Origin of the sequence: Azospirillum oryzae (genome assembly GCF_900177515.1) — a bacterium.
Taxonomy (GTDB): Bacteria; Pseudomonadota; Alphaproteobacteria; order Azospirillales; family Azospirillaceae; genus Azospirillum; species Azospirillum oryzae_A.
Map to the genome: position 1 here is coordinate 562,418 of NZ_FXAK01000005.1, position 19,122 is coordinate 581,539.

Annotated in this window: 21 protein-coding genes; 7 read left to right on the forward strand and 14 right to left on the reverse strand. The window is 67.8% G+C overall.

Annotated features, from left to right (window positions below):
* Positions 1-55: 55 nt before the first annotated feature.
* From B9N97_RS10925 to B9N97_RS10935, 3 genes are all read left to right on the forward strand, one after another.
* Entirely contained in the window at positions 56-430 is a 375-nt protein-coding gene (locus B9N97_RS10925) for a hypothetical protein (RefSeq protein ID WP_085086224.1), read from the forward strand.
* Positions 431-528: 98 nt separating this feature from the next.
* A complete protein-coding gene (locus B9N97_RS10930) occupies positions 529-798 on the forward strand; it encodes a DUF5985 family protein (protein WP_208621192.1) in 270 nt (89 codons plus the stop codon).
* Positions 798-1,073 (forward strand): DUF5985 family protein, encoded by a 276-nt coding sequence (locus B9N97_RS10935; protein ID WP_085086226.1) that lies wholly within the window; start codon positions 798-800, stop codon positions 1,071-1,073. Before B9N97_RS10930 ends, B9N97_RS10935 begins: the two co-directional genes overlap by 1 nt.
* Positions 1,074-1,077: 4 nt before the next feature.
* Here the strand turns inward: B9N97_RS10935 and B9N97_RS10940 are convergent, their stop codons facing one another.
* Entirely contained in the window at positions 1,078-1,449 is a 372-nt protein-coding gene (locus tag B9N97_RS10940) for a hypothetical protein (RefSeq protein WP_244560660.1), read from the reverse strand.
* A gap of 248 nt (positions 1,450-1,697) precedes the next feature.
* Between B9N97_RS10940 and purT the strand changes: the two genes are divergently transcribed.
* On the forward strand, positions 1,698-2,867 hold the full coding sequence (gene purT, locus B9N97_RS10945) for a formate-dependent phosphoribosylglycinamide formyltransferase (RefSeq protein ID WP_085086230.1): 1,170 nt from the start codon (positions 1,698-1,700) through the stop codon (positions 2,865-2,867).
* 55 nt (positions 2,868-2,922) lie between these two features.
* Here purT and B9N97_RS10950 read toward each other — a convergent pair whose 3' ends face one another.
* The 13 genes from B9N97_RS10950 to B9N97_RS11010 all read right to left on the reverse strand — a co-directional run bounded on the left by B9N97_RS10950 (position 2,923) and on the right by B9N97_RS11010 (position 15,283).
* The gene (locus B9N97_RS10950) at positions 2,923-4,101 is read right to left on the reverse strand and encodes a calcium-binding protein (protein WP_085086232.1); all 1,179 of its coding nucleotides are present in this window, start codon (positions 4,099-4,101) and stop codon (positions 2,923-2,925) included.
* 233 nt (positions 4,102-4,334) lie between these two features.
* A complete protein-coding gene (locus tag B9N97_RS10955; protein ID WP_085086234.1) occupies positions 4,335-5,570 on the reverse strand; it encodes an MFS transporter in 1,236 nt (411 codons plus the stop codon).
* Positions 5,571-6,740, reverse strand: a complete 1,170-nt coding sequence (locus B9N97_RS10960; protein WP_085086236.1) for a thiolase family protein — start codon at positions 6,738-6,740, stop codon at positions 5,571-5,573.
* Positions 6,737-8,203, reverse strand: a complete 1,467-nt coding sequence (locus B9N97_RS10965) for a class I adenylate-forming enzyme family protein (protein ID WP_085086238.1) — start codon at positions 8,201-8,203, stop codon at positions 6,737-6,739. Before B9N97_RS10965 ends, B9N97_RS10960 begins: the two co-directional genes overlap by 4 nt.
* A gap of 25 nt (positions 8,204-8,228) precedes the next feature.
* Positions 8,229-8,777, reverse strand: coding sequence for a biotin transporter BioY (locus B9N97_RS10970; protein ID WP_143266599.1), 549 nt, complete (start codon positions 8,775-8,777; stop codon positions 8,229-8,231).
* A 27-nt stretch (positions 8,778-8,804) separates the two neighbouring features.
* A complete protein-coding gene (locus B9N97_RS10975) occupies positions 8,805-9,440 on the reverse strand; it encodes an energy-coupling factor transporter transmembrane component T family protein (RefSeq protein WP_085086240.1) in 636 nt (211 codons plus the stop codon).
* Positions 9,440-10,114: an energy-coupling factor ABC transporter ATP-binding protein gene (locus B9N97_RS10980; protein ID WP_085086242.1), complete on the reverse strand. Its 675-nt coding sequence runs from the start codon at positions 10,112-10,114 to the stop codon at positions 9,440-9,442. Before B9N97_RS10980 ends, B9N97_RS10975 begins: the two co-directional genes overlap by 1 nt.
* 102 nt (positions 10,115-10,216) lie before the next feature.
* Positions 10,217-11,017, reverse strand: coding sequence for a class I SAM-dependent methyltransferase (locus B9N97_RS10985; RefSeq protein ID WP_085086244.1), 801 nt, complete (start codon positions 11,015-11,017; stop codon positions 10,217-10,219).
* Between the two features lie 169 nt (positions 11,018-11,186).
* Positions 11,187-12,014 (reverse strand): amino acid ABC transporter ATP-binding protein, encoded by an 828-nt coding sequence (locus B9N97_RS10990; RefSeq protein WP_085086246.1) that lies wholly within the window; start codon positions 12,012-12,014, stop codon positions 11,187-11,189.
* Positions 12,014-12,718, reverse strand: a complete 705-nt coding sequence (locus tag B9N97_RS10995; RefSeq protein WP_143266603.1) for an amino acid ABC transporter permease — start codon at positions 12,716-12,718, stop codon at positions 12,014-12,016. The genes B9N97_RS10990 and B9N97_RS10995 overlap by 1 nt, the downstream gene beginning before the upstream one ends.
* Positions 12,719-12,722: 4 nt before the next feature.
* Positions 12,723-13,370, reverse strand: a complete 648-nt coding sequence (locus B9N97_RS11000; RefSeq protein WP_085086248.1) for an amino acid ABC transporter permease — start codon at positions 13,368-13,370, stop codon at positions 12,723-12,725.
* Positions 13,371-13,552: 182 nt separating this feature from the next.
* Positions 13,553-14,383 (reverse strand): transporter substrate-binding domain-containing protein, encoded by an 831-nt coding sequence (locus B9N97_RS11005; protein ID WP_244560661.1) that lies wholly within the window; start codon positions 14,381-14,383, stop codon positions 13,553-13,555.
* 66 nt (positions 14,384-14,449) lie between these two features.
* Positions 14,450-15,283, reverse strand: a complete 834-nt coding sequence (locus B9N97_RS11010) for a GntR family transcriptional regulator (RefSeq protein ID WP_244560662.1) — start codon at positions 15,281-15,283, stop codon at positions 14,450-14,452.
* Between the two features lie 240 nt (positions 15,284-15,523).
* On the opposite strand from B9N97_RS11010, the gene B9N97_RS11015 reads away from it, so the two are divergent.
* Genes B9N97_RS11015 through B9N97_RS11025 form a run of 3 tightly spaced genes read left to right on the forward strand, consistent with a single transcriptional unit; the run spans position 15,524 to position 19,122 of the window.
* Positions 15,524-16,816: a paraquat-inducible protein A gene (locus B9N97_RS11015; RefSeq protein ID WP_143266644.1), complete on the forward strand. Its 1,293-nt coding sequence runs from the start codon at positions 15,524-15,526 to the stop codon at positions 16,814-16,816.
* Positions 16,809-18,500, forward strand: a complete 1,692-nt coding sequence (locus tag B9N97_RS11020; protein WP_085086255.1) for a PqiB family protein — start codon at positions 16,809-16,811, stop codon at positions 18,498-18,500. Before B9N97_RS11015 ends, B9N97_RS11020 begins: the two co-directional genes overlap by 8 nt.
* 22 nt (positions 18,501-18,522) lie before the next feature.
* The gene (locus B9N97_RS11025) at positions 18,523-19,122 is read left to right on the forward strand and encodes a PqiC family protein (protein ID WP_085086258.1); all 600 of its coding nucleotides are present in this window, start codon (positions 18,523-18,525) and stop codon (positions 19,120-19,122) included.

The window sequence follows — 19,122 nt, forward strand, 5'->3', positions numbered from 1 at the left end:
GAGGGCGGCGCCGTCCCACGCCGCCGGTTGTGCATATCAGGTCAGGTTCCGGTTCATGGTTTTGTCCGACGACGCGCTTACCCTGCTCAGAAGCTCCATCCGATCCGTCTGGGCGTTGGAACTGCTTTTGCTGTTGCGCCGGCATCCCGATCGCGACTGGTCGAACGGTGACCTCGTGATGGAGCTGCGCGGCAGCGACGTGGTGGTTCAGGAGGCGCTGGGCGGCTTTCTCGGGGCCGGGCTTCTGGTGGCGCTGGCGGACGGCCGTCACCGCTACCAGCCCGCCGCCCCGATCCTCGACAAATGGGTTGAGGAGATCGCGCAGGCCTATGCCACCCGTCCGTCCGCCATCATCCGCGAGATCTTCGCGGCACCCGGCAACAAGGTACAGATCTTTGCCGACTCCTTCAGGTTCCGCCCCAATGATTGAGATTCACTGGACAGAGACGATGCCTGTTCCGACAGTTTCTTCCTTCGACATGTATCGGCTCCCCTCCCCGCCGGGGAGAGGGAAAGAAGGGCGCTGACATGGATGTCATGAAGTCGGCGGTCTATCTGCTGTGCTTTGCCGCCAGCCTTTTGTGCATGGTCCTGCTGCTGCGCAGTTACCTGCGGTCGCACAGCCGCCTGCTGCTGTGGAGCACGCTGTGTTTCGTCGGGCTGGCGATCAACAACCTGCTGCTGTTCATCGACGTCGTCGTTCTGCCGACGGAGGTCGACCTGCTGCCGTTCCGCCATCTCTCCGCCCTGGCCGGGGTCGGGATCCTGCTTTACGGCTTCATCTGGGATGCCGAGTGATGTTGCCAACCACCTACAGTTTCTTCACCGGGGCGCTGGCGGCGCTGTATGCGGTCGCGGGGCTGTTCTTCCTGCGCTTCTGGGCACGGACGCGCGATGCACTGTTCGTCAGCTTCGCATTGGCCTTTGCGCTGCTGGCGACCAACCAGATGGTGCTGGCGCTGGGCGGGCTGGAGAGGGAGGAGCAGAGCTGGGTCTATCTGCTGCGGCTGCTGGCCTTCTCGCTGATCATCGCCGGAATCGTCCGCAAGAACCTGGAGGGACGGCGGCGCTGACCGGTCATTTGCGGCCGTCGCCGAAACGGCGGCAGTCCCATTCGTCCGTCCCGGCATCCGCCCGCCCGCCGTTGGAGGTGCGGTAGCGCGCGTCGTCGCACCGGCCGTTGCCGGCATAGCGGCTGTAGCCGCCCCGGCTTCGGTACCCGCTGTCGTAGCCGTTGCCGTAATAGCCGCCATTGTCGTAGCTGCCGCGACGGTGATGGTGCCGGCCGCGATTGTAATCGCCATCGTCGTCGTCATCGCCGGCGGTGGCGGCCAGCACGCCCAGCCCGACCACAGCGGCGCCGATCAGCAGGGCGCCCGCCATGTCGTCGTTGCCGTTGCCGGCACAGCCGGGCAAGGCCAGCGACACCGCCAGACAAGCGGCCATCATGGTCCTGCCGCCGAAACCTCCGCGCCGTGCCACTGGTCCCATCGCCGCCTCCTGAAATAGGGCTTCATTGAAGCACAAACACATGAGCAGCGTTTTTCATCCATTACCATTATAATTTCATTTTAGAAATATTGGCTCCGCGCCGCTTCCGCCCGGCCGGTGCATACGGAAGGCCTGCGGCGGGGCTTGGCCCGGCAGGCGGGAAGCCCTATGGTCGGGCAGCTGTCGCCAATATCGGGAGTGCGTGGATGTTCACCGCCAGGATCCTGCTGCTCGGCTCTGGGGAGTTGGGCAAGGAGTTCGTCATCGCGGCCAAGCGGCTGGGATGCGAGGTCGTCGCCTGCGACAGCTACGCCAACGCCCCGGCGATGCAGGTCGCCGATAAGGCGGAGGTGTTCTCCATGCTGGACGCCGACGCCCTGCGCGCCGCCATCGCCAAGCACCGTCCGGACTTCATCGTGCCGGAGGTGGAGGCGATCCGCACCGAGGTGCTGCACGAGTTCGAGGATGCCGGCACCACGGTCGTCCCGTCGGCCCGCGCCGCCACCATGACGATGAACCGCGACCGCATCCGCGAGGTCGCCGCGACCGAACTCGGCCTGCGCACCTCGCGCTACCGCTATGCCGAGAGCCTGGAGGAGGTGCGCGCCGGGGCGGAGCACACCGGTTTCCCCTGCGTCGTCAAGCCGGTGATGTCGTCGTCCGGCAAGGGGCAGAGCACGGTGCAGGATGCCGCCGGGCTGGAGGCCGCCTGGGACTATGCGGTGGCGAACATGCGCGGCGACCGCCGCAAGGTGATCGTCGAGGAATTCGTCCCCTTCGAATACGAGATCACCCTGCTGACCGTCCGCACCCGTGACGGCATTCTCTATTGCGAGCCGATCGGCCACCGGCAGGAGCGCGGCGACTATCAGGAATCCTGGCAGCCGGTCGCCATGCCACAGGCGATGCTGGACGACGCCAAGGCGATGGCGGCGCGCGTCGTCGACAATCTCGGCGGCTACGGCATTTTCGGCGTCGAGTTCTTCGTGACCGCCGACGAGGTCATCTTCTCCGAGCTGTCGCCGCGCCCGCATGACACCGGCATGGTCACCCTGCTGTCGCAGAACCTGTCGGAGTTCGAACTGCATGCCCGCGCCATCCTGGGCCTGCCGATCCCCAACATCGTCTGCCGTGCCCCGTCGGCGTCGGCGGTCATCCTGGCCGACCGTGAGGCGGAAAGCTTCCGCATCGAGGGGCTGGCCGACGCGTTGCGGCTCGGGTCTGCGGAACAGGAGGTCGACGTCCGGCTGTTCGGCAAGCCGACCACCCGCAAGAACCGCCGCATGGGCGTGGCGCTCGCCACCGGCACCGATACCGACGACGCGCGGGCACGGGCCAAGCAGGCGGCGGACAAGGTGACGATCCGATATCTGTGAATTGTCAGGCGATGCGGCGGGCAAGGTGGGTGCCCGCCGCCCGCCGCGCGTCCGCTTACGAGATTGCTGCCAGCGTCCCGGAAATGCCGTCGGGCTCAAGCATCGGGGCCGCCCGTCCCGTGGTGCTCAGCGGAGCGGTGGAGCGCCCTTCGCGATAGCCGAACGTGACGTAGTGGGTGGCCGCAGCCGCCTCGGTGCTGCCCAAGGCACGCTGCACATCGGGATTGCGCGCCAGATAGGCCGCCGCGTTGAAGGTGGTCGTCCGCCCTTCCAGGCGCCCGTTGCTGGCGTAGTGCAACGCCGCGGCAGTCGTGTCGGTGCCGAACGCCCGGATCAGATCCGGGTTGGCCGCGATGTAGCTCATGGCGTTGAACGTCGTGCTGCGCCCTTCCGAGCGGCCGAAAACGATATAATGCTCCGTCGCAGCCGCGGTGTTCGTACCGAATGCAGCAGCAAGATCGCGGTTTGCGGCCAGGTAGCTGGCGGCATCAAATGTCGTCGACCGGTTTTCGAGGTGCCCGGTCTGCACGTAATGGTAGAAGGCAGCCGTGCCGTCGGTTCCGAACGCGGCCGCCAAGTCGCGGTTGGCCGCGAGATAGCTCATCGCGTCGAAGGTGGTCGCGCTGGAGGCCGAGACCGTGCGGTCGGAAAACCGGATATATTCGACATTCCGAATCAGATCGGACCCATTGAGGCGGTCGATGACTGCGGACTGGCCGCCGTAGCCCATCAGTTTGTTGGGCGCATAGCTCTGGCTGGAGATGACCGTATCGACGCCGTCACCTCCATCGATCGTATCGACTCCATACCCGCCGTTGAACAGATCATCACCGCCGCCGCCGCTGATATAATCGTTCCCGTTATATCCATAGAGCCTGTCGGCATAGGACGATCCAAAGATCTGGTCGCTGCCGGACAGGATGTTCTGGGTGGTCAGCGCATAAGAAAGGCTGTAGACGCTGGAAAAGCTGATGTTGGCATTGCTGAACGACAACAGCGAACTTCCGCCGGGCAGGGTTGCCGACACGGAAGTTATCCTTCCGGACACATTGTAATCGGTGATGTTGAACGACCCGGTGACGGTAATGTCCATCACCGGCGCCCCGTTCAGTGTGTAACGGAACGCTATCTGCGAAGAGCTTTGCGAAAGAAGGGAGTAATTGTCGTAAACGATACCGGCGGTATCTCCAGACCCCGATAAATTGATCGAAACATTCGCGACGACAGTGGTCATTCTGGGGCCTCGAGAAATCCGATGGAAGTATGGCTGAGGGGATGTTCTGCAGCAGCTGATCTCAGGGGCGGCATCGCCGTGCCCTGCGTCACCATCGCACATCCCATTCTACGGTCGCCTTCAGGCCACCGGTTGGAAGCGGTGACCGTTAGGGCATGCGCAAAAGGGTAAATGCGCAATCTTAGAATGTCGAGAGTGTCCGAGTGGATTTCGCTTCCGGCGTGTGGATTCGTCTACCGCCCCAGCAACCTGTCCACCCGGCGCAGGGCCGGGAACATCACCGCCCACAGGCCGGCCAGCCCGACGGCGCCGACGCCGCCCAGCACGACCGCCGGAACTGCGCCGACCAGCGCCGCGACGCTGCCTGATTCGAACTCGCCCAGTTGGTTGGAGGCACCGATGAACAGCGAGGTGACGGCGCCGACCCGGCCGCGCATTTCGTCGGGCGTGGAGAGCTGGACCAGCGTCTGGCGGACGAACATGCTGACCTGATCGGTGGCGCCGACCGCCAGCAGGGCGATGAAGGACAGCACAGGATCGGCCGACAGGCCGAAGGCGATGGTGGCGACTCCGAACCCGGCGACGGCGACCAGCATCCAGCGCCCGGCATGGCGCTTCACGCCCCAGCGGGTGATGACCATCGCCATGGCGAGCGCCCCCAGCGCCGGGGCGGAGCGCAGCAGGCCGAGGCCCCACGGTCCGACATGCAGAACGTCGCGCGCATAGATCGGCAGCAGCGCCGTCGCCCCGCCCAGCAGGACCGCGAAGAGGTCGAGCGAGATGGCGCCCAGGATCTCCGGCCGGCTGCGGATGAAGGCGGCACCGGCCAGCATGCTCGTCAGGCTCATGGCGCGCTTGGTCATGGTGACGGGGCGCGGCCGGCAGGCGGCGATCAGCAGGACCGACAGCACCAGCATCGCCGTGCTGACGCCATAGACCGCCGCCGGCCCGGCGATGTAGAGCAGGCCGCCCAGCGCCGGACCGGAAATCTGCGCCACCTGCACCCCCGACGACTGCCAGGCGACGGCGTTGGGCAGATCCTCCACCGGCACCGTCGCCGACAGGATCGCCTGGTTGGCCGGCCCCTCGAAGGATTTGGCGAGGCCGATCAGCGCCACCACGGCGAAGATCGCGTGGGGCGACAGCGCGCCGGCCATGGTCAACAGGAACAGGGCGGCGACCGCGATCATCTCGATCGACAGGGCGCCGAACAGCACCGTCTTGCGGTCGTTGTTGTCGACGACATGGCCGGCGACCAGCACCAGGGCCAGGGTGGGCAGGAACTGGAACAGCCCGACCAGCCCGAGGTCGAGCGGGTCGCCGGTCATGGCATAGACCTGCCAGCCGACCGCCACCACCTGCATCTGGATCGCCAGCATCGAACAGACCCGCGCGCTCCAGAACAGTGCGAAGGCGCGGTGACGGAAGGCCGACCGGAAACTATCCCCGGCCGTGGCGGCGCTGGTCATTCAAACTGGCTCCAGAAGTGTGGCGAGCCCCAGCCCGCCGCCGATGCCGAGCGTCGCGAGGCCCCGGCGGGGCGTGGTGCCCGGGGCCGGGAACAGCAGCTCGGTGAACAGGCGCGTCACCAGTATGGCTCCGGACGCGCCATAGGGATGGCCTAGCGCCAGCGCTCCGCCGCCGACCGACACGCGCGCCGGGTCGATGCCGAGCGCATCGAGGCTGGCCAGCACCTGGGCGGCGAAGGCCTCGTTGAACTCGACGAGGTCGATGTCGGCGACGGACAGGCAGGGATTGCGGGCCAGCAGCTTCATCACCGCCGGGATCGGGCCGGTGCCGAGAAGCTTTGGCTCCACGCCGGCCGACGCGCTGTCCACCACTGCCAGCCCCTGGGTCAGGCCGAGCGCGCGGAACTTCCGCTCCGACACCACGGCGACCACGGCGGCGCCGTCATTGACCGGGCAGGCGTTGCCGGCGGTCACGGTGCCGTCCGGCCGCAGGATGGGGCGCAGAGCCGCCAATTTTTCAAAGCTGGTGTCGGCGCGCGGGCATTCGTCGCGGTCGATGATGCGGCCGTCGCGCAAGGTGAGCGGCACGATCTCGCGGTTGAACCGTCCGGTTGCTTGCGCGGCGAAGGCCTTGCGGTGGCTGTCCAGGGCGTAGCGGTCCTGGCGGGCGCGGCCGATGCCGTGGGCGGCGGCGACATTTTCCGCCGCCTCGATCATCGACGGGTCGCCGATCTCATCGGGGGAGAAGCGGGCGCGGTCGTAGAAGGTCGGGCTGCGGTAGAGGCTGGACGGCTTGGCGACGCGCCAGGGTGCGGTGCTGGTGCTCTCCACGCCCCCGGCAAGCGCGACGTCGCAGGCGCCGGACTGCACCAGCCGGGCGGCGAGGTTGACCGCCTCCAGTCCCGACCCGCACTGCCGGTCCACCGTGACGCCGGGAACCGACACCGGCAGCCCGGCCGCCAGCGCCGACAGCCGCGCGACGTTGCCGCCCGGGCCGACCGCGTTGCCCAGCAGCACCTCCTCCACCTCCGCCGGATCGATGCCGGCGTCGGACAGAACCGCGCGGATGACCGGGGCGGCGAGGTCCTCGACGGGAAGCTCCCGCAGGGTGCCGCCGATGCGGCCGACGGGTGTGCGCCGGGCGGCGACGATGATCGGGCGGTTGCTCACTCCACCACCTCCAACCCACCGGCCTTCGCCCGCTCGCGGACATCGGCGCGGGCGATCTTGCCGCTGCCGGTCAGGGGCATGTCGGCCGCCGCGAAGAGCCGGCGTGGGGCCTTGTAGGCTTCCAGCCGCTCCTGGCACCAATGGCGCAATTCGGCCAGCGAGGCGCGTCCGCTCCCGCGCCACCAGACGACGGCGGACAGGGCGTCGCCCCAATAGGGATCGGACAGGCCGAACACCACCGCCTCCGCCACCGTAGGATGAGCGCGCAGCACCGCTTCGACCTCTGCCGGGTAGACGTTCAGGCCGCCGGTGATGACCATGTCGCCTGCCCGGCCGACCAGCCTGAGCCAGCCTTCGCCGTCGATCCAGCCGTAATCGCCGACCGTGCCCCAGCCGTCGCGCTCGCGATAGCCGGCACCGTCGGTGATGCCGAGATAGCCGTCGCTCAGCATGCCGCTGCGCACCCAGACGGTGCCGGGCCGGCCACGCTCCACCGGATTGCCCTCGTCGTCGCGCAGGCTCACCTCCACCCCGTGGAAGGGGCGGCCGACGCTGTCGGCAGGGGCGCCGTCGCGCGACGAGCGCAGGCTGACGAAGCTCAGCTCCGACGCGCCGTAATATTCCAGCACCGCCGCATCGGGGCAGAGCGCGGACAACCGCTCATGCACCGCGGGGGCGAGCTTGGCGCCGGAACAGACCACCCGGCGCAATGCTGGAAAGCGACGGCCGTCGCGCTCCGCCGCGTCGAGGATACCGACCAGCATCGTCGGTACCAGCACCAGCGTCGTGACGCCGCTGGTCGCCAGTTGAGCCGCCGCATCCGCCGCGTCGAACTTCGGCTGGACGCGCACGGTGGCGCCGGCCGACAAACCCTCCACCGCACCATACAGGCCCAAACCATGGACCAGCGGTCCCGGCAAAAGAACGATGTCGTCGGGGCCGATGCCGAACTCCACCCGGCTCGCCTCCAGCGTCGCCAACCAGGAGCCCTGGTTGCGGATAAAGGCCTTCGGCCGCCCGGTGGTGCCGGAGGTGAAGCCGACCAGGAAGGGCGTTTCCGGATCGACCGCCGGAATGGTCCACCCCGCCGGCTGAGCGGCAATCCAGGTGTGTGCCGTCTCCGCCGTCAGATGCAGGTCGGGACGGAAAGTGTCGATGGCGGCGGCGGTCTGCCCGGCGCTCCATTTCGGGTCGAGCAGCCCGACGATGCCGCCGGCCGCGACGATGCCGAAGAACAGCGCCGGCAGCTCCGCCCGATTGCCGAGACTGACCGCGACGCGCGGCGGCTCGCCACCCGTCCGCAGGGCGGCCACGCCGGCTCCTGCAAGCCGCACCTGCTCCAGCAGGGCGCCGTAGGTCACCGTCTCGTCGCCGAAGACCAGCGCCGGATGGGCGGGCGCCCGCCCGGCGGTCAGCGCGAAGGGGCGGGCGAGGTTGTCCGCCCCCGTAAAACCGCCGTTCAAGGAAGGTCGGTCAGGTGCAATTCTTTCAGGCATGGATCGGCAGGATGCCGGCGCGGCGGACACCCGAGGCGGCGACGGCTGCGACACCGGCCTTGATCAGGTCGCCCGGCACGAAGGCGAGCGAGCCGAACAGCGCCTTCTCGATCGGCAGACCGGCGACCAGCGACAGCCAGGGGATGCCGCCGGCATAGACGACCAGGATACCGCCGACGACGCTGACCGCGAACAGGCGGATCGGGTTGGCATTGGTGGCGAACCGCTCCGCCAGCCAGCCGGTGACGAAGGCGGCGACCGGCCAGGACAGCACGAAGCCGCCGGTCGGCCCCATCAGCACGCCGATGCCGCCGCGCCCGCCGGCCAGCAGCGGCAGTCCGGCCGCCACCAGCATCACGAACAGCAATGCTGCGATGCCGCCGCGCTTGGCGCCCAGGATGGTACCGGCCAACATGACGCCCAGCGTCTGCGCAGTGACCGGCACCGGCAGGAAGCCGAGCGGGATCGGCGGCGCCATGCCAAGCCCGCCCAGCAGGGCGGCGAACAGGGCGCAGAGGACGAGGTCGCGGGTTGACAGCATGATGGACGCTTCCTTCGGCTGGTGGCTTTATCGTTGAGTGCTGTTTTTGGTTCCGGCATCCGCCGGGTCATAGCCGCGCGCTTCCAGTGCGGCGGTCAGATCATCGGCCATGGTGAGGATCTTGACCAGCAGTGGAACGAACAGGGCGGCTATGTTGCGTTCCACGCCGCGGGCGCGCTGGGCCATCCGCACCTCGCGCACCTGTTCGCCCAGCAGCGGGATGAAGCGGATGGTCAGCGCCAGCATCAGCGCCATCTTCGCCGGGTTGACCCCGACCGGGCGCAGCAGGCCGAACAGCCGTTCGAACAGGTCGACCATGTCCATCACGCGGGTGGTCAGCGTGACCAGCGTCGCCAGCAGGATCAGGGCGGCGAAGCGGGCGACGGCGACGGCCGTCTCCTCCCAGCCGCCGCCGGCCAGCAGGGCCTGGAAGCCGAACAGCAGGGTCAGCATGACGACCGGCGCCCGCAACTCCGCCAGCACCCGTCCGGCCGGCAGCCTCGCCGCGACCAGCACCGCCGCACCGATCAGACCGGCGGTCAGCGCCCCCCAGGCACCGGGCAGGGCCAGCACCGCCACCGTCACCAGCAGCAGCCCGCCCAGCTTGGCGCCGGCCGGAAGGCGGTGGACGGGAGACTCGCGGTGCAAATACAGCCCCAGCATCAGCCGAGCCGCTCGATATAGGCCGGGACGGTCTCCGCCGGGGGACCGTCGGCGACGACGCGTCCATCCTCCAGCACCAGCGCCCGGTCGAAATCCCTGACCATGTCGAGGTCGTGGGTGACGACGATCACCGTCTGCGGCAGCCCGCGCAGCAGTTCGATCACCTTGCGGCGGTTGCGCAGGTCGAGCAGCGTCGTCGGCTCGTCGAAGATCACATAAGCCGGCTCCAGCACCAGCACCCCGGCGATGGCGAGCAGTTGCTTCTCGCCGCCGCTCATCTGGTGGGCCGGCTGGTGGCGGTAGCGGTCGAGGCCGTAGCGCTCCAGCGCCCCAGCGACGCGGCGGGCGATCTCGTCCTTCGGCAGCTTGCGTGCCTTCAGCCCGAAGGCGAGGTCTTCCTCCACCGTCGGATAGACGATCTGGGTGTCGGGATTCTGGAAGACGAAGCCGACCCGCTGGCGCACGGCCCGCCCGTCGCTGCGGGTGTCCAGGCCATCGACGGCGACGGTGCCGGCCGTCGGCAGGATCAAACCGTTCAGCAGCCGCGCCAGCGTGCTCTTCCCCGAGCCGTTGCCGCCGAGAATGGCGATGCGCCGTTCCGTCAGCCGCAGCGACAGGTCGTGCAGGACGGGGCGCTCGCCATAGGCGTGGGTGATGGACCGCAGTTCGATCATCGACGGAGACGGGGCTTTCGCGGTGCAGTTCTGTTGCGCGTGCGAAAGGTTCTTAGCGGGTTTGCGGGCGGGGTGCCAGGGGGAAGCGGGCCCGGTCTTACGTCAGCGCCGTCCCATGCGCTCAACGATCCACAGGCGGTCACCCGGCGTTGTGGCCGGAATTGCGTCGAAGCTACCCAGTTCCGCCGACACATGGAAGCCGTGGTCCGTCAGCAGGGCCCGCATCTCGTCCGGCGGACACCAGCGCATTTCCAGCGACTCATCCTTGCTTTTGAGAACTCTGTCCTCTTTGTCCAAAATCTCATAACTGACGGTGAAATCCGTGATCTGCCTTTCGGGATCCGTTCTGTCGCTCTTGAAGGTTCGTGCGACATTGTATGGAGAGCCTTCCAGCTTGACGATCATCCTGCGGTTCTGAACGACCGGGCGCAGACGGCTGCTATCGTCGGAGGCTCCCCAGGTGTCGATGACGGCGCGACCGGACTCGGAAAGATGCCGATGCAATGCCTGAAGGAAACGGCTTCTGTCTTTGTCGCTCAAAAGAAAATTGAAGGTCCGGTAGGGGGTTATCGCGAGATCGAAGCGGCGGCCGAGGTCCAGTTCGCAAATATCCGATTGTATGAAGGACACGCGGCCTTTCACCGCCTCATCGGCGGCGTCCAGCTTGCGACGGGCAACGGAGAGCATGTCGGGCGAAAGGTCGACGCCGACCACGTCGTGGCCGGCTTCGGCAAGGGCGAATGTCAGGCGTCCGGTTCCGGCACCGAGGTCCAGGATCGGCGTTGCGGTGCCGATGGCGAGCGTTCGGTAGAATGTCGCTTCACTCTCCGGACACAGAGCGCCGTCGATGAGGTCATACAGCGCGGCACTGAAGCTGCCCTGCCCATAATAACGCTCCGTCATTCAACCTGCTGCTGTTCGTGCCGCGAAACGCTCCTTTTCTGGAGCTGGCGCCGCGACAATTATCCATAGCCCGCGATGCTCCGGCAACATCGCCGATGTCTTCCCGCCCGTAAGAGTGTGGCACCGCATCGCCGGCCGGCACTATTGCAGGTCGACGCCGGCCGGCTCCCTAGAAACTGTTCCGCTCGTGGTAGGTCTGCAGGAACTGCTGCACCCGCGGCTCCGCGGATTCGTGGAAGACCTCGCGCGGGGTGCCGAAGGCAGCGATGCGGCCGCGGTCGAGGAACGCCACCTTGTCTGCGACATTCGCGGCAAAGCCCATCTCGTGGGTCACCACCACCATGGTCATGCCGTCGGCTGCCAGATCGCGCATGACCTGCAACACCTCGCCCACCAGTTCGGGGTCGAGTGCCGAGGTCGGCTCGTCGAACAGCATCAGGTGGGGTTCCATCGCGATGACGCGGGCGATGGCGACGCGCTGCTGCTGGCCGCCGGACAGGCGGGCGGGATAGGCATCGGCCTTGGCGGCCAGACCCACGCGGTCCAGCATCCGGCCGGCATGCGCGGCGGCTGACGCCTTGTCCATGCCGCGGACCTGCACCAGCGCCTCCGCGACATTCTCTAGCGCGGTCATGTGGGGCCACAGGTTGAACTGCTGGAACACCATGCCGACGTTGCGGCGCAGGCTGCGCAGGTCGCGGTTCGACAGGCGGCGGCGCGGCGTGTCCTCGGTATAGCCGACCAGCGTGCCTTCGATGCGGATCTCGCCGCGGTCGTAGACCTCAAGGAAGTTGATGCAGCGCAGGAGCGTGCTCTTGCCCGACCCGCTGGGGCCGATCAGGCAGACGACCTCCGACTTGTTGACCGTCAGGTCGATGTCGCGCAGCACCTCGTTGGTGCCGAAGCTCTTGCCGACGCCGCGGATCGAGACCATCGGCACGACGTCGTCGGCGGTCGGGGAGCGCGTCGGGGCGGCGGTTTGGGAAACGGCGGTCATCACGCCCTCGCGGTTGCGGTCTCGGACGACGACCCTTGCGGCGAGGCATGGGTCAGGTAACGGGTGACGCGCGCCTCCAGCCGGCGGCCCAGGCGCGACACCACCTCGACCAGCAGCCAGTAGAACAGCGCCATCCCCAGGATGGTCTCGAAGGTGGCGAAGGTCTCCGCCGCCATCGTCTGCATCTCGTACATCAGTTCCGGTACGGTGATGATCGACAGCACCACCGTCTCCTTGGTCAGGATCGCCATCATGTTGACGATGGCCGGAATGGTGGAGACGAGCATCGCCGGCACGATCACCCGCTTCAGGATGGAGCCGTAGGACATGCCGAGGCTGAGCGCCGCCTCCACCTGCCCCTTCGGCACCGCCTGATAGCCGGCGCGGAAGATCTCGGCGAAATAGGCGCTGCCGTAGATGCCGAGGCCGAGGATGCCGGCGGTCGTTGCCTCCAACCGCAGGCCGATGGATGGGCCGCCGCTGTAGAGCAGGAACAGCTGGATCAGGAAGGGCGTGCCGCGGATCACCTCGATATAGACCCGGATGACCCAGCGCAACGGCTTCACCGGCAATTGCCGCAGCAGCATCAGCACGAAGCCCAGCACCATGCCGATGAGGCAGCCCGCCCCCCAGCACAGGATGGTGATGCCGAAGCCGCGCAGCAGCGACGGGCCGTACTGGACGAGAAGGGAGAGGTCCAACATCGGATCAGGCCTGTTGCAGGCGGCGTTCGACCAGCGTGCCGAACAGGGCCAGCGCGCCGTTGATCGCCAGATAGATGACGCCGGCCGCCAGATAGATCTCCAGCGGGCGGTAGTTGCTGGCCGAAATGGTCTGGCTGGTCCGCGTCAGCTCCGCCACCCCGACGACGGAGATCAGCGAGGACGCTTTCAGCAGCAGGATCAGTTCGTTGACCAGGGCCGGGACCGAGATGCGGAAAGCCTGCGGCAGCAGGATGCGCGTCCAGATCGACCGGCCGGGGAAGCCAAGCGCCAGCGCCGCTTCCGACTGGCCGTGCGGGACGGCATTCAGCGCGCCGCGGTAGATCTCCGACACATAGGCGCCGGACGCGAGGCCGAGCGCGGCGATGGAGGCAACCAGCGGCGGCACGTCGATGCCGATCAGCGGCAGCATGTAATAGATCAGCAGAAGCTGGATCAGCAGCGGCACGCCGCGGAAGAAGCTGACATAGACGCCGCCGGCCATGTCGGCCGCCCGCCCGCCGGACTGGCGCGCCACGCAGACGACGACACCGATCACCTGCCCCAGCAGAACGCCGAGCAGCGAGACCCAGATGGTCGTGACGGCCGCCTCCAGCAGATAGGGAAGGGCGTCTAAGATGACGCTGAACTTCATCGAGTGGGCCTTTGTCGGCGATACCGGAACCTAATCCCCTCTCCCCCTGGGGAGAGGGTTAGGGTGAGGGGGATGCATGGCGTAAAGTTGGGGGGAAGCGAGAAGTTCTCCGAAACTTGCAAAGCCACGAAGTGTTTCCCCCTCTCCCCGGGCGGAGAGGGGGAAATCCCGGTTCAGCTAGCTTACAGCTGCGGTTCCGGAACGGTGGTCGGCAGGTCCTGGGAGACGCCGAACCACTTCTTCTGGATGGTCGCCATGCGGCCGTCCTTCTGGATCTTCACCAGGGCGGCGTTGACCGCTTCGATCAGGCTCTTGTCGTTCTCGTCCAGGCGGCCGACCCAGGAGAAGTAGGACGGTTTGCCGAAGGGCGGCAGGACGACGGCGAAGGTGTCCTTGCGCTTGGAAGCGGCGAAGTTCAGGTTCGGCAGCGAGTTGACCGAGGCATCGACGCGGCCGGCGGCCAGATCGGCGTAGGACTGGTTGCTGTCGACATATTCACGCACGTCCGGCGGGGTCGGCAGGGTCTGGCCATATTCCTTCAACTGGGCCAGCTGCGAAGTGCCCTTGCCGCCGCCGACCTTCTTGCCGGCGATGTCCTCCGGCTTGTTGATGGTCTTGTCGTCGGCGCGCTTCATCAGGGCGGCGGTCGCCTCGGAAATCGGAACGGTGAAGGAGTAGCGCTTCATGCGCTCCTTCGTGATGGTGACCGGAGCGATGACCAGGTCGAACTTCTTGGCCTCCAGGCCGGGCAGCACGCTGGTCCAGGGCAGGTCCATGTACTTGGCCTTGACGCCCAGTTCCTTCGCCACCTCGTCGATCAGGTCGCGATCGACGCCCTTGTACTCGTTGTTCTCCAGGAAATCGAAGGGCGGGAACTGCATCTCGGTGGCGACGGTCAGGACGCCGGCGTTCTTCACATCGGCCAGCGTGTCGGCCATCGCCGTGCCGGCGGCGGCACCGGCGACCAGCATCGTGGCGCCCAGCAGCGCCGCCTTGACCATCGTCCGAACCATAGCCTTGCTCTCCATCATGAAAGGACCCCCTGTTGCGGCCGGCGGCTGTCGCCGGTCCTTTTGTGTTTACAAATTCAACTCTGTCGCGCTGTCGGTGATCGACGACCCGCTGAGGCTGAAGCGGTCGCCCACCGACAGGAAATGCACCAGCGTCACCGGCCGGCTGAGATGCATGGTCTGCCGCCGGATCGACAGGCAGGCCGTGCCGGCCTCCACCCCCAGCAGCGCCGCCATCTCCGCCGTGGCGTTGACCGCGCGCACGGTGTGGTCGGCCGACGACCAGGGAACCCGGTCGACCAGCCATCGGCTGGGTGCCACGACGTCAAAGGGTTCGTCAATCACCTCGGGCACGACGTCGAGGTTGACGAGACGGCGTTCGTGCTGGATCGGTGTCCCGTCGCTGAAATGCAGGCATTCCAGCGTCAGGATCGGCGTTCCGTCGGGCAGGTCCGGCCAGCGGATGCCTTCGCCGTTGCGAAGGCTCCTGCGGTCGCGGATGCGGAATTCATAGACGCGTCCCTCCCGCGCCACCACGTCGCCGATGTCCTCGATGGGCAGGGCGAAGCGGTCGCGGCGGCTGGTTGCGACGAAGGTGCCTGCGCGGCGGCGGCGCACCAGAAAACCTTCCCGCGCCAGCAGGGCGATGGCCTTGTGCACGGTCTGGCGGGAGACGCCGTAGAGGCTCGACAGTTCCGCCTCGTTGGGAAGGCGCTGGCCGGCTTGCCAGCGTCCGCGCAGGATCTGGCCGGCGACGGCGCGCTTGATCTGATCGAACAGGGGGCCGCGGCCGTCCAGGGCGCCATCCAGGGGCAGGCCGCCCTGCGCCGGATCGCCCGGCTGCGAAGCCGGTCCGCCACCGCGGTCCTGTCCGGTCAGGCCTTGCCGTACCAACCCCTGCACCCCGCTCTCCGCGCTGCGTTGCGATGTGACGTTTCGGCGATAATGTATGTACATAAACTTTCGGTCAATCGCGAATTCCCGAACTTTGTCTTTGCCATGCTGCGGTGCGGCGGATTTCCGCCTATCCGCTTCGCAAGGGCTTGCGAAGCCGTGCAAAAAAGCCAATTGGAGAGCGGGTTTCGCAGTTCTGAAGGTTCGTGTGCGTGCATGTCGGTCGGATTGGGAAAGGAAAGGTTGAGTGTGCCGGTCGCGGAGGTGCGCGACGATCTCGTCGCCTGCCACGACTGCGGACGCCTGCACCGCGTCCGCCTGCCGGAACCGGGCCGCCGGGCCGAATGCACCCGCTGCGGGGCGGTGCTGTTCCGGCACACCAGGGGCGGACTGCACCATGCGCTGCCGGTGGCGGTCGCCGGCGCGCTTCTGCTGCTGCTGATCGTCGCCAACCCGCTGATGGGCGTGAACATCCAGGGCAACGACCGGACCAGTCTGGTCACCACCGGGGTCGAAACGCTGGCCGACCAGGGCATGTGGCCGCTGGCGCTGCTGGTCGGCGCGCTTGTGTTGGCCGCCCCCTTCGCCCGCAACATGGCGGTGATCGCCGTTCTGCAGCGCCTGCACGAAGGCCGCCCACCTGTCCATGTGCGGGAGACGGCGCGCCTGTTCGCCTGGGCCGAGCGGCTGCGGCCCTGGGCGATGCTGGACGTCTTCCTGCTGGGGCTCCTGGTCGGCTATTCGCGGCTGAAGGGCTTCGCCAATGCCGAAATCCTGTCCGGCGGGCTGGCGCTGGGCGGCTTCGTGCTGGTCCGCACGTTGATGGATCTGGCGCTCGACAGCCGCCGGATCTGGCAGGCTATCGACCATGTTCCGCCGTCCGGTGCGCCGGCGCCGGCGCGTTGGGTTGCCTGCACCGTCTGCCAGCGGATCCACGGCTGCGACCATGGTCCGGCGCCGGAGCGCTGCACCCGCTGCCACAGCCGGCTGCACCCGCGCGAGCCGAACAGCCTGGAGCGCACCGCCGCGCTGGTGACGGCCGGCGCGGTGCTCTACATCCCGGCCAATCTGCTGCCGGTGATGACCGTCATCAATTTCGGCCAGGGCGCCCCCAGCACCATCCTCAGCGGCGTGCATGAGCTGGCGGAAGCCGGGTTGTGGCCATTGGCCATTCTGGTCTTCGTCGCCAGCGTCGCCGTGCCGGTGTTGAAGCTGGCGGGGCTCGGCTGGTTCCTTCTGGCCGCGTGGCGGCGTTCGGCCGCGAGGCTGCATGCCCGGACGCGGCTGTACCGCATCATCGACGCCATCGGGCGCTGGTCCAACATCGACGTGTTCATGATCGCCATCCTCACGGCCCTGGTGCAATTCGGCGCCGTCGCCTCCGTCCGCGCCGACCCCGGCGCCATCGCCTTCGCCTCGGTGGTCGTGCTGACCATGCTGGCGAGCCACGTCTTCGACCCGCGCCTGATGTGGGACCGGGCGGAGGAGGGCGCACCCGATCCGGCTCCGGATCGCCAAGCGGGGGCGGTGCCGCATGGCTGACGAAACCCCGAACGGGCACCCGCCGGCCAGCCCTCCGCCGGCCAATCATCCGCCGGAAGTTGCCACGCCGACGCGCCGATGGCTGTCGCCCTTATGGATTCTGCCGCTGGTGGCGGTGCTGATCGCCGGCTGGCTCGGCTGGCGCTGGTTCGAAGAGCGCGGGCCGCAGATCGTCATCACCTTCCAGTCCGGCGACGGGCTGGAGGCCGGACGCACCCGCATCAAGCACAAGAACGTCGATCTGGGCGTGATCGAATCGGTGCGGCTGTCCGACGACCTGTCGCAGGTGATCGCCACCGCCCGCATGGACCGCACCGCCACCCGCCACCTGAAGGAAGGGACCCGCTTCTGGATGGTGGCGCCGCGCCTCAGCCTGGGCGGGGTGTCGGGGCTCAGCACGGTGGTGTCCGGCACCTATGTGGAAATGGAGCCGGGCGGCGGCGACGACCGGCGGGAGTTCGATGCTCTGGACGAGCCGCCGGTGATCCGCGCCGACGTGCCGGGGCGCAGCTTCAACCTGAAGACGGAACAGCTGGGGTCGCTGGCCCAGGGCTCCCCCGTCTATTTCCGCGGCGTCCAGATCGGCGAGGTGATGGGCTACAACCTGTCGCCGCAGGACCGCACGGTGTCGGTGTCGGTCTTCGTCCGCGCGCCTTACGAGGAGCTGGTGCATGAGGGAAGCCGCTTCTGGCGGTCATCGGGCATCCAGTTCTCCGCCGGGGCCGACGGCATCAAGTTCCAGACCGAATCGCTGAAGTCGCTGGCGCTGGGCGGCGTCGTGCTGGAAACCCCGCCCGATCCGGAGGCCGGGGCGCAGGCAAATGACTGGGCCACCTTCACCCTCTACGAGGATCAGGCCTCCGCCGCTGCGGCACGAGACCGCCTGCGCGTGCGCTACCGGCTGGAATTCCCCGGCTCGGTGCAGGGGCTGCAGGCCGGCGCGCCTGTGCTGATGCGCGGCCTGACCGTCGGCCATGTCGCCGCCGTGCGGCTGGAGTATGACGAGCAATCGCAGGAACTGCACATCCCCGTCGACATCGACATCGAACCCGATCTGGTTGCCCGTACCTATGCCGTGATCGATGGCAAGCCGATGGACGAGGCGGCGGTGCGCAGGCTGGTCGCCACGCAGGTTGCCAAGGGGCTGCGCGGCCGGCTGGCGTCCGGCAATCTGCTGACCGGGCAGAAGCTGGTGTCCTTCGACTACGAGCCGGGCAACCCGCCGACGGCGCCGGGGACCGAGAAGTCGGAACTGCCGGTCGTCGCCTCCAGCGACCTGGAGTCCCTGACGCGCTCGGCCGGGCAGGTGATGGACAAGGTGGCGGCGCTGCCGCTCGACGCGCTGCTGGCCGATCTGCGCGGCACCTTGCAGTCGATCAGCGGCGTTGCCGGCTCGCCGGACCTCGCGCGCTCGCTGGCGGCGCTTGCCAAGGCGCTGGGCAGCGCCGACGCGCTGATGCGCGATGCCGACCGGCAGTTGCCGCAGCTGGTGAAGAGCCTGCGCGGCGTCGCGACCGCGGCCCAGGGTACGCTGAAAAGCGCCAACGGGCTGCTGGGTGGCGGGGGAGGACAGGCCGATCTGGCCGGCGTGATGCGGCAACTGAACGACGCGGCTCGGTCTTTCCGCGTGCTGGCCGACTATCTGGAACGCCACCCGGAGGCTCTGCTTCGGGGCAAGAGGTAACGGAATGGGGGAGGAGAGGGTGATGGATTGGGTGCGCGGATTGCGGAACGCCGCGCTGGCGGCGCCGCTTCTCGTGCTGGCGGCTTGCCAGTCGACGCCGGAAAGCCGGCTCTACACGCTTGCCGTGGTGCCGCCGATCGAGGCCGCGCAGCCGGTGCGATCCGCGCCGCAAACCCTGGCGCTCGGGTCGCTGGACTTGCCAATGCTGATCGACCGGCCGCAGATCGTCCGCCGGATCGACGGCAACCGGGTGGAGACGTTGGAGTTCGACCGCTGGGCCGAGCCGCTGGCCGACGGGCTGCGCTCCACCCTGGCCGGCGACCTGTCGGCCCGCCTGCCGGGCACGACGGTGCTGCCGACGGCCGGAAGCAACGTGGCGGAGGGAACGGCGGTTCTGGCCGTCACCGTGCTGCGCTTCGATGCCGACGCCACCGGACGCGTGGTTTTGGATGCGCAATGGAGTCTGTCGCCGGGCGGTGGGGCCGGAGGGCGCAAGAGTGGCCCGACGCGCGAGATCGTCGAGGTGCCGTCCGCTGGAACCGATCCCGATGCCCAGGTCCGGACGATGAGCCAGGCGGTTGGCGCACTGGCCGACCGCATTGCCGCGGGCGTGCGGCGTTAG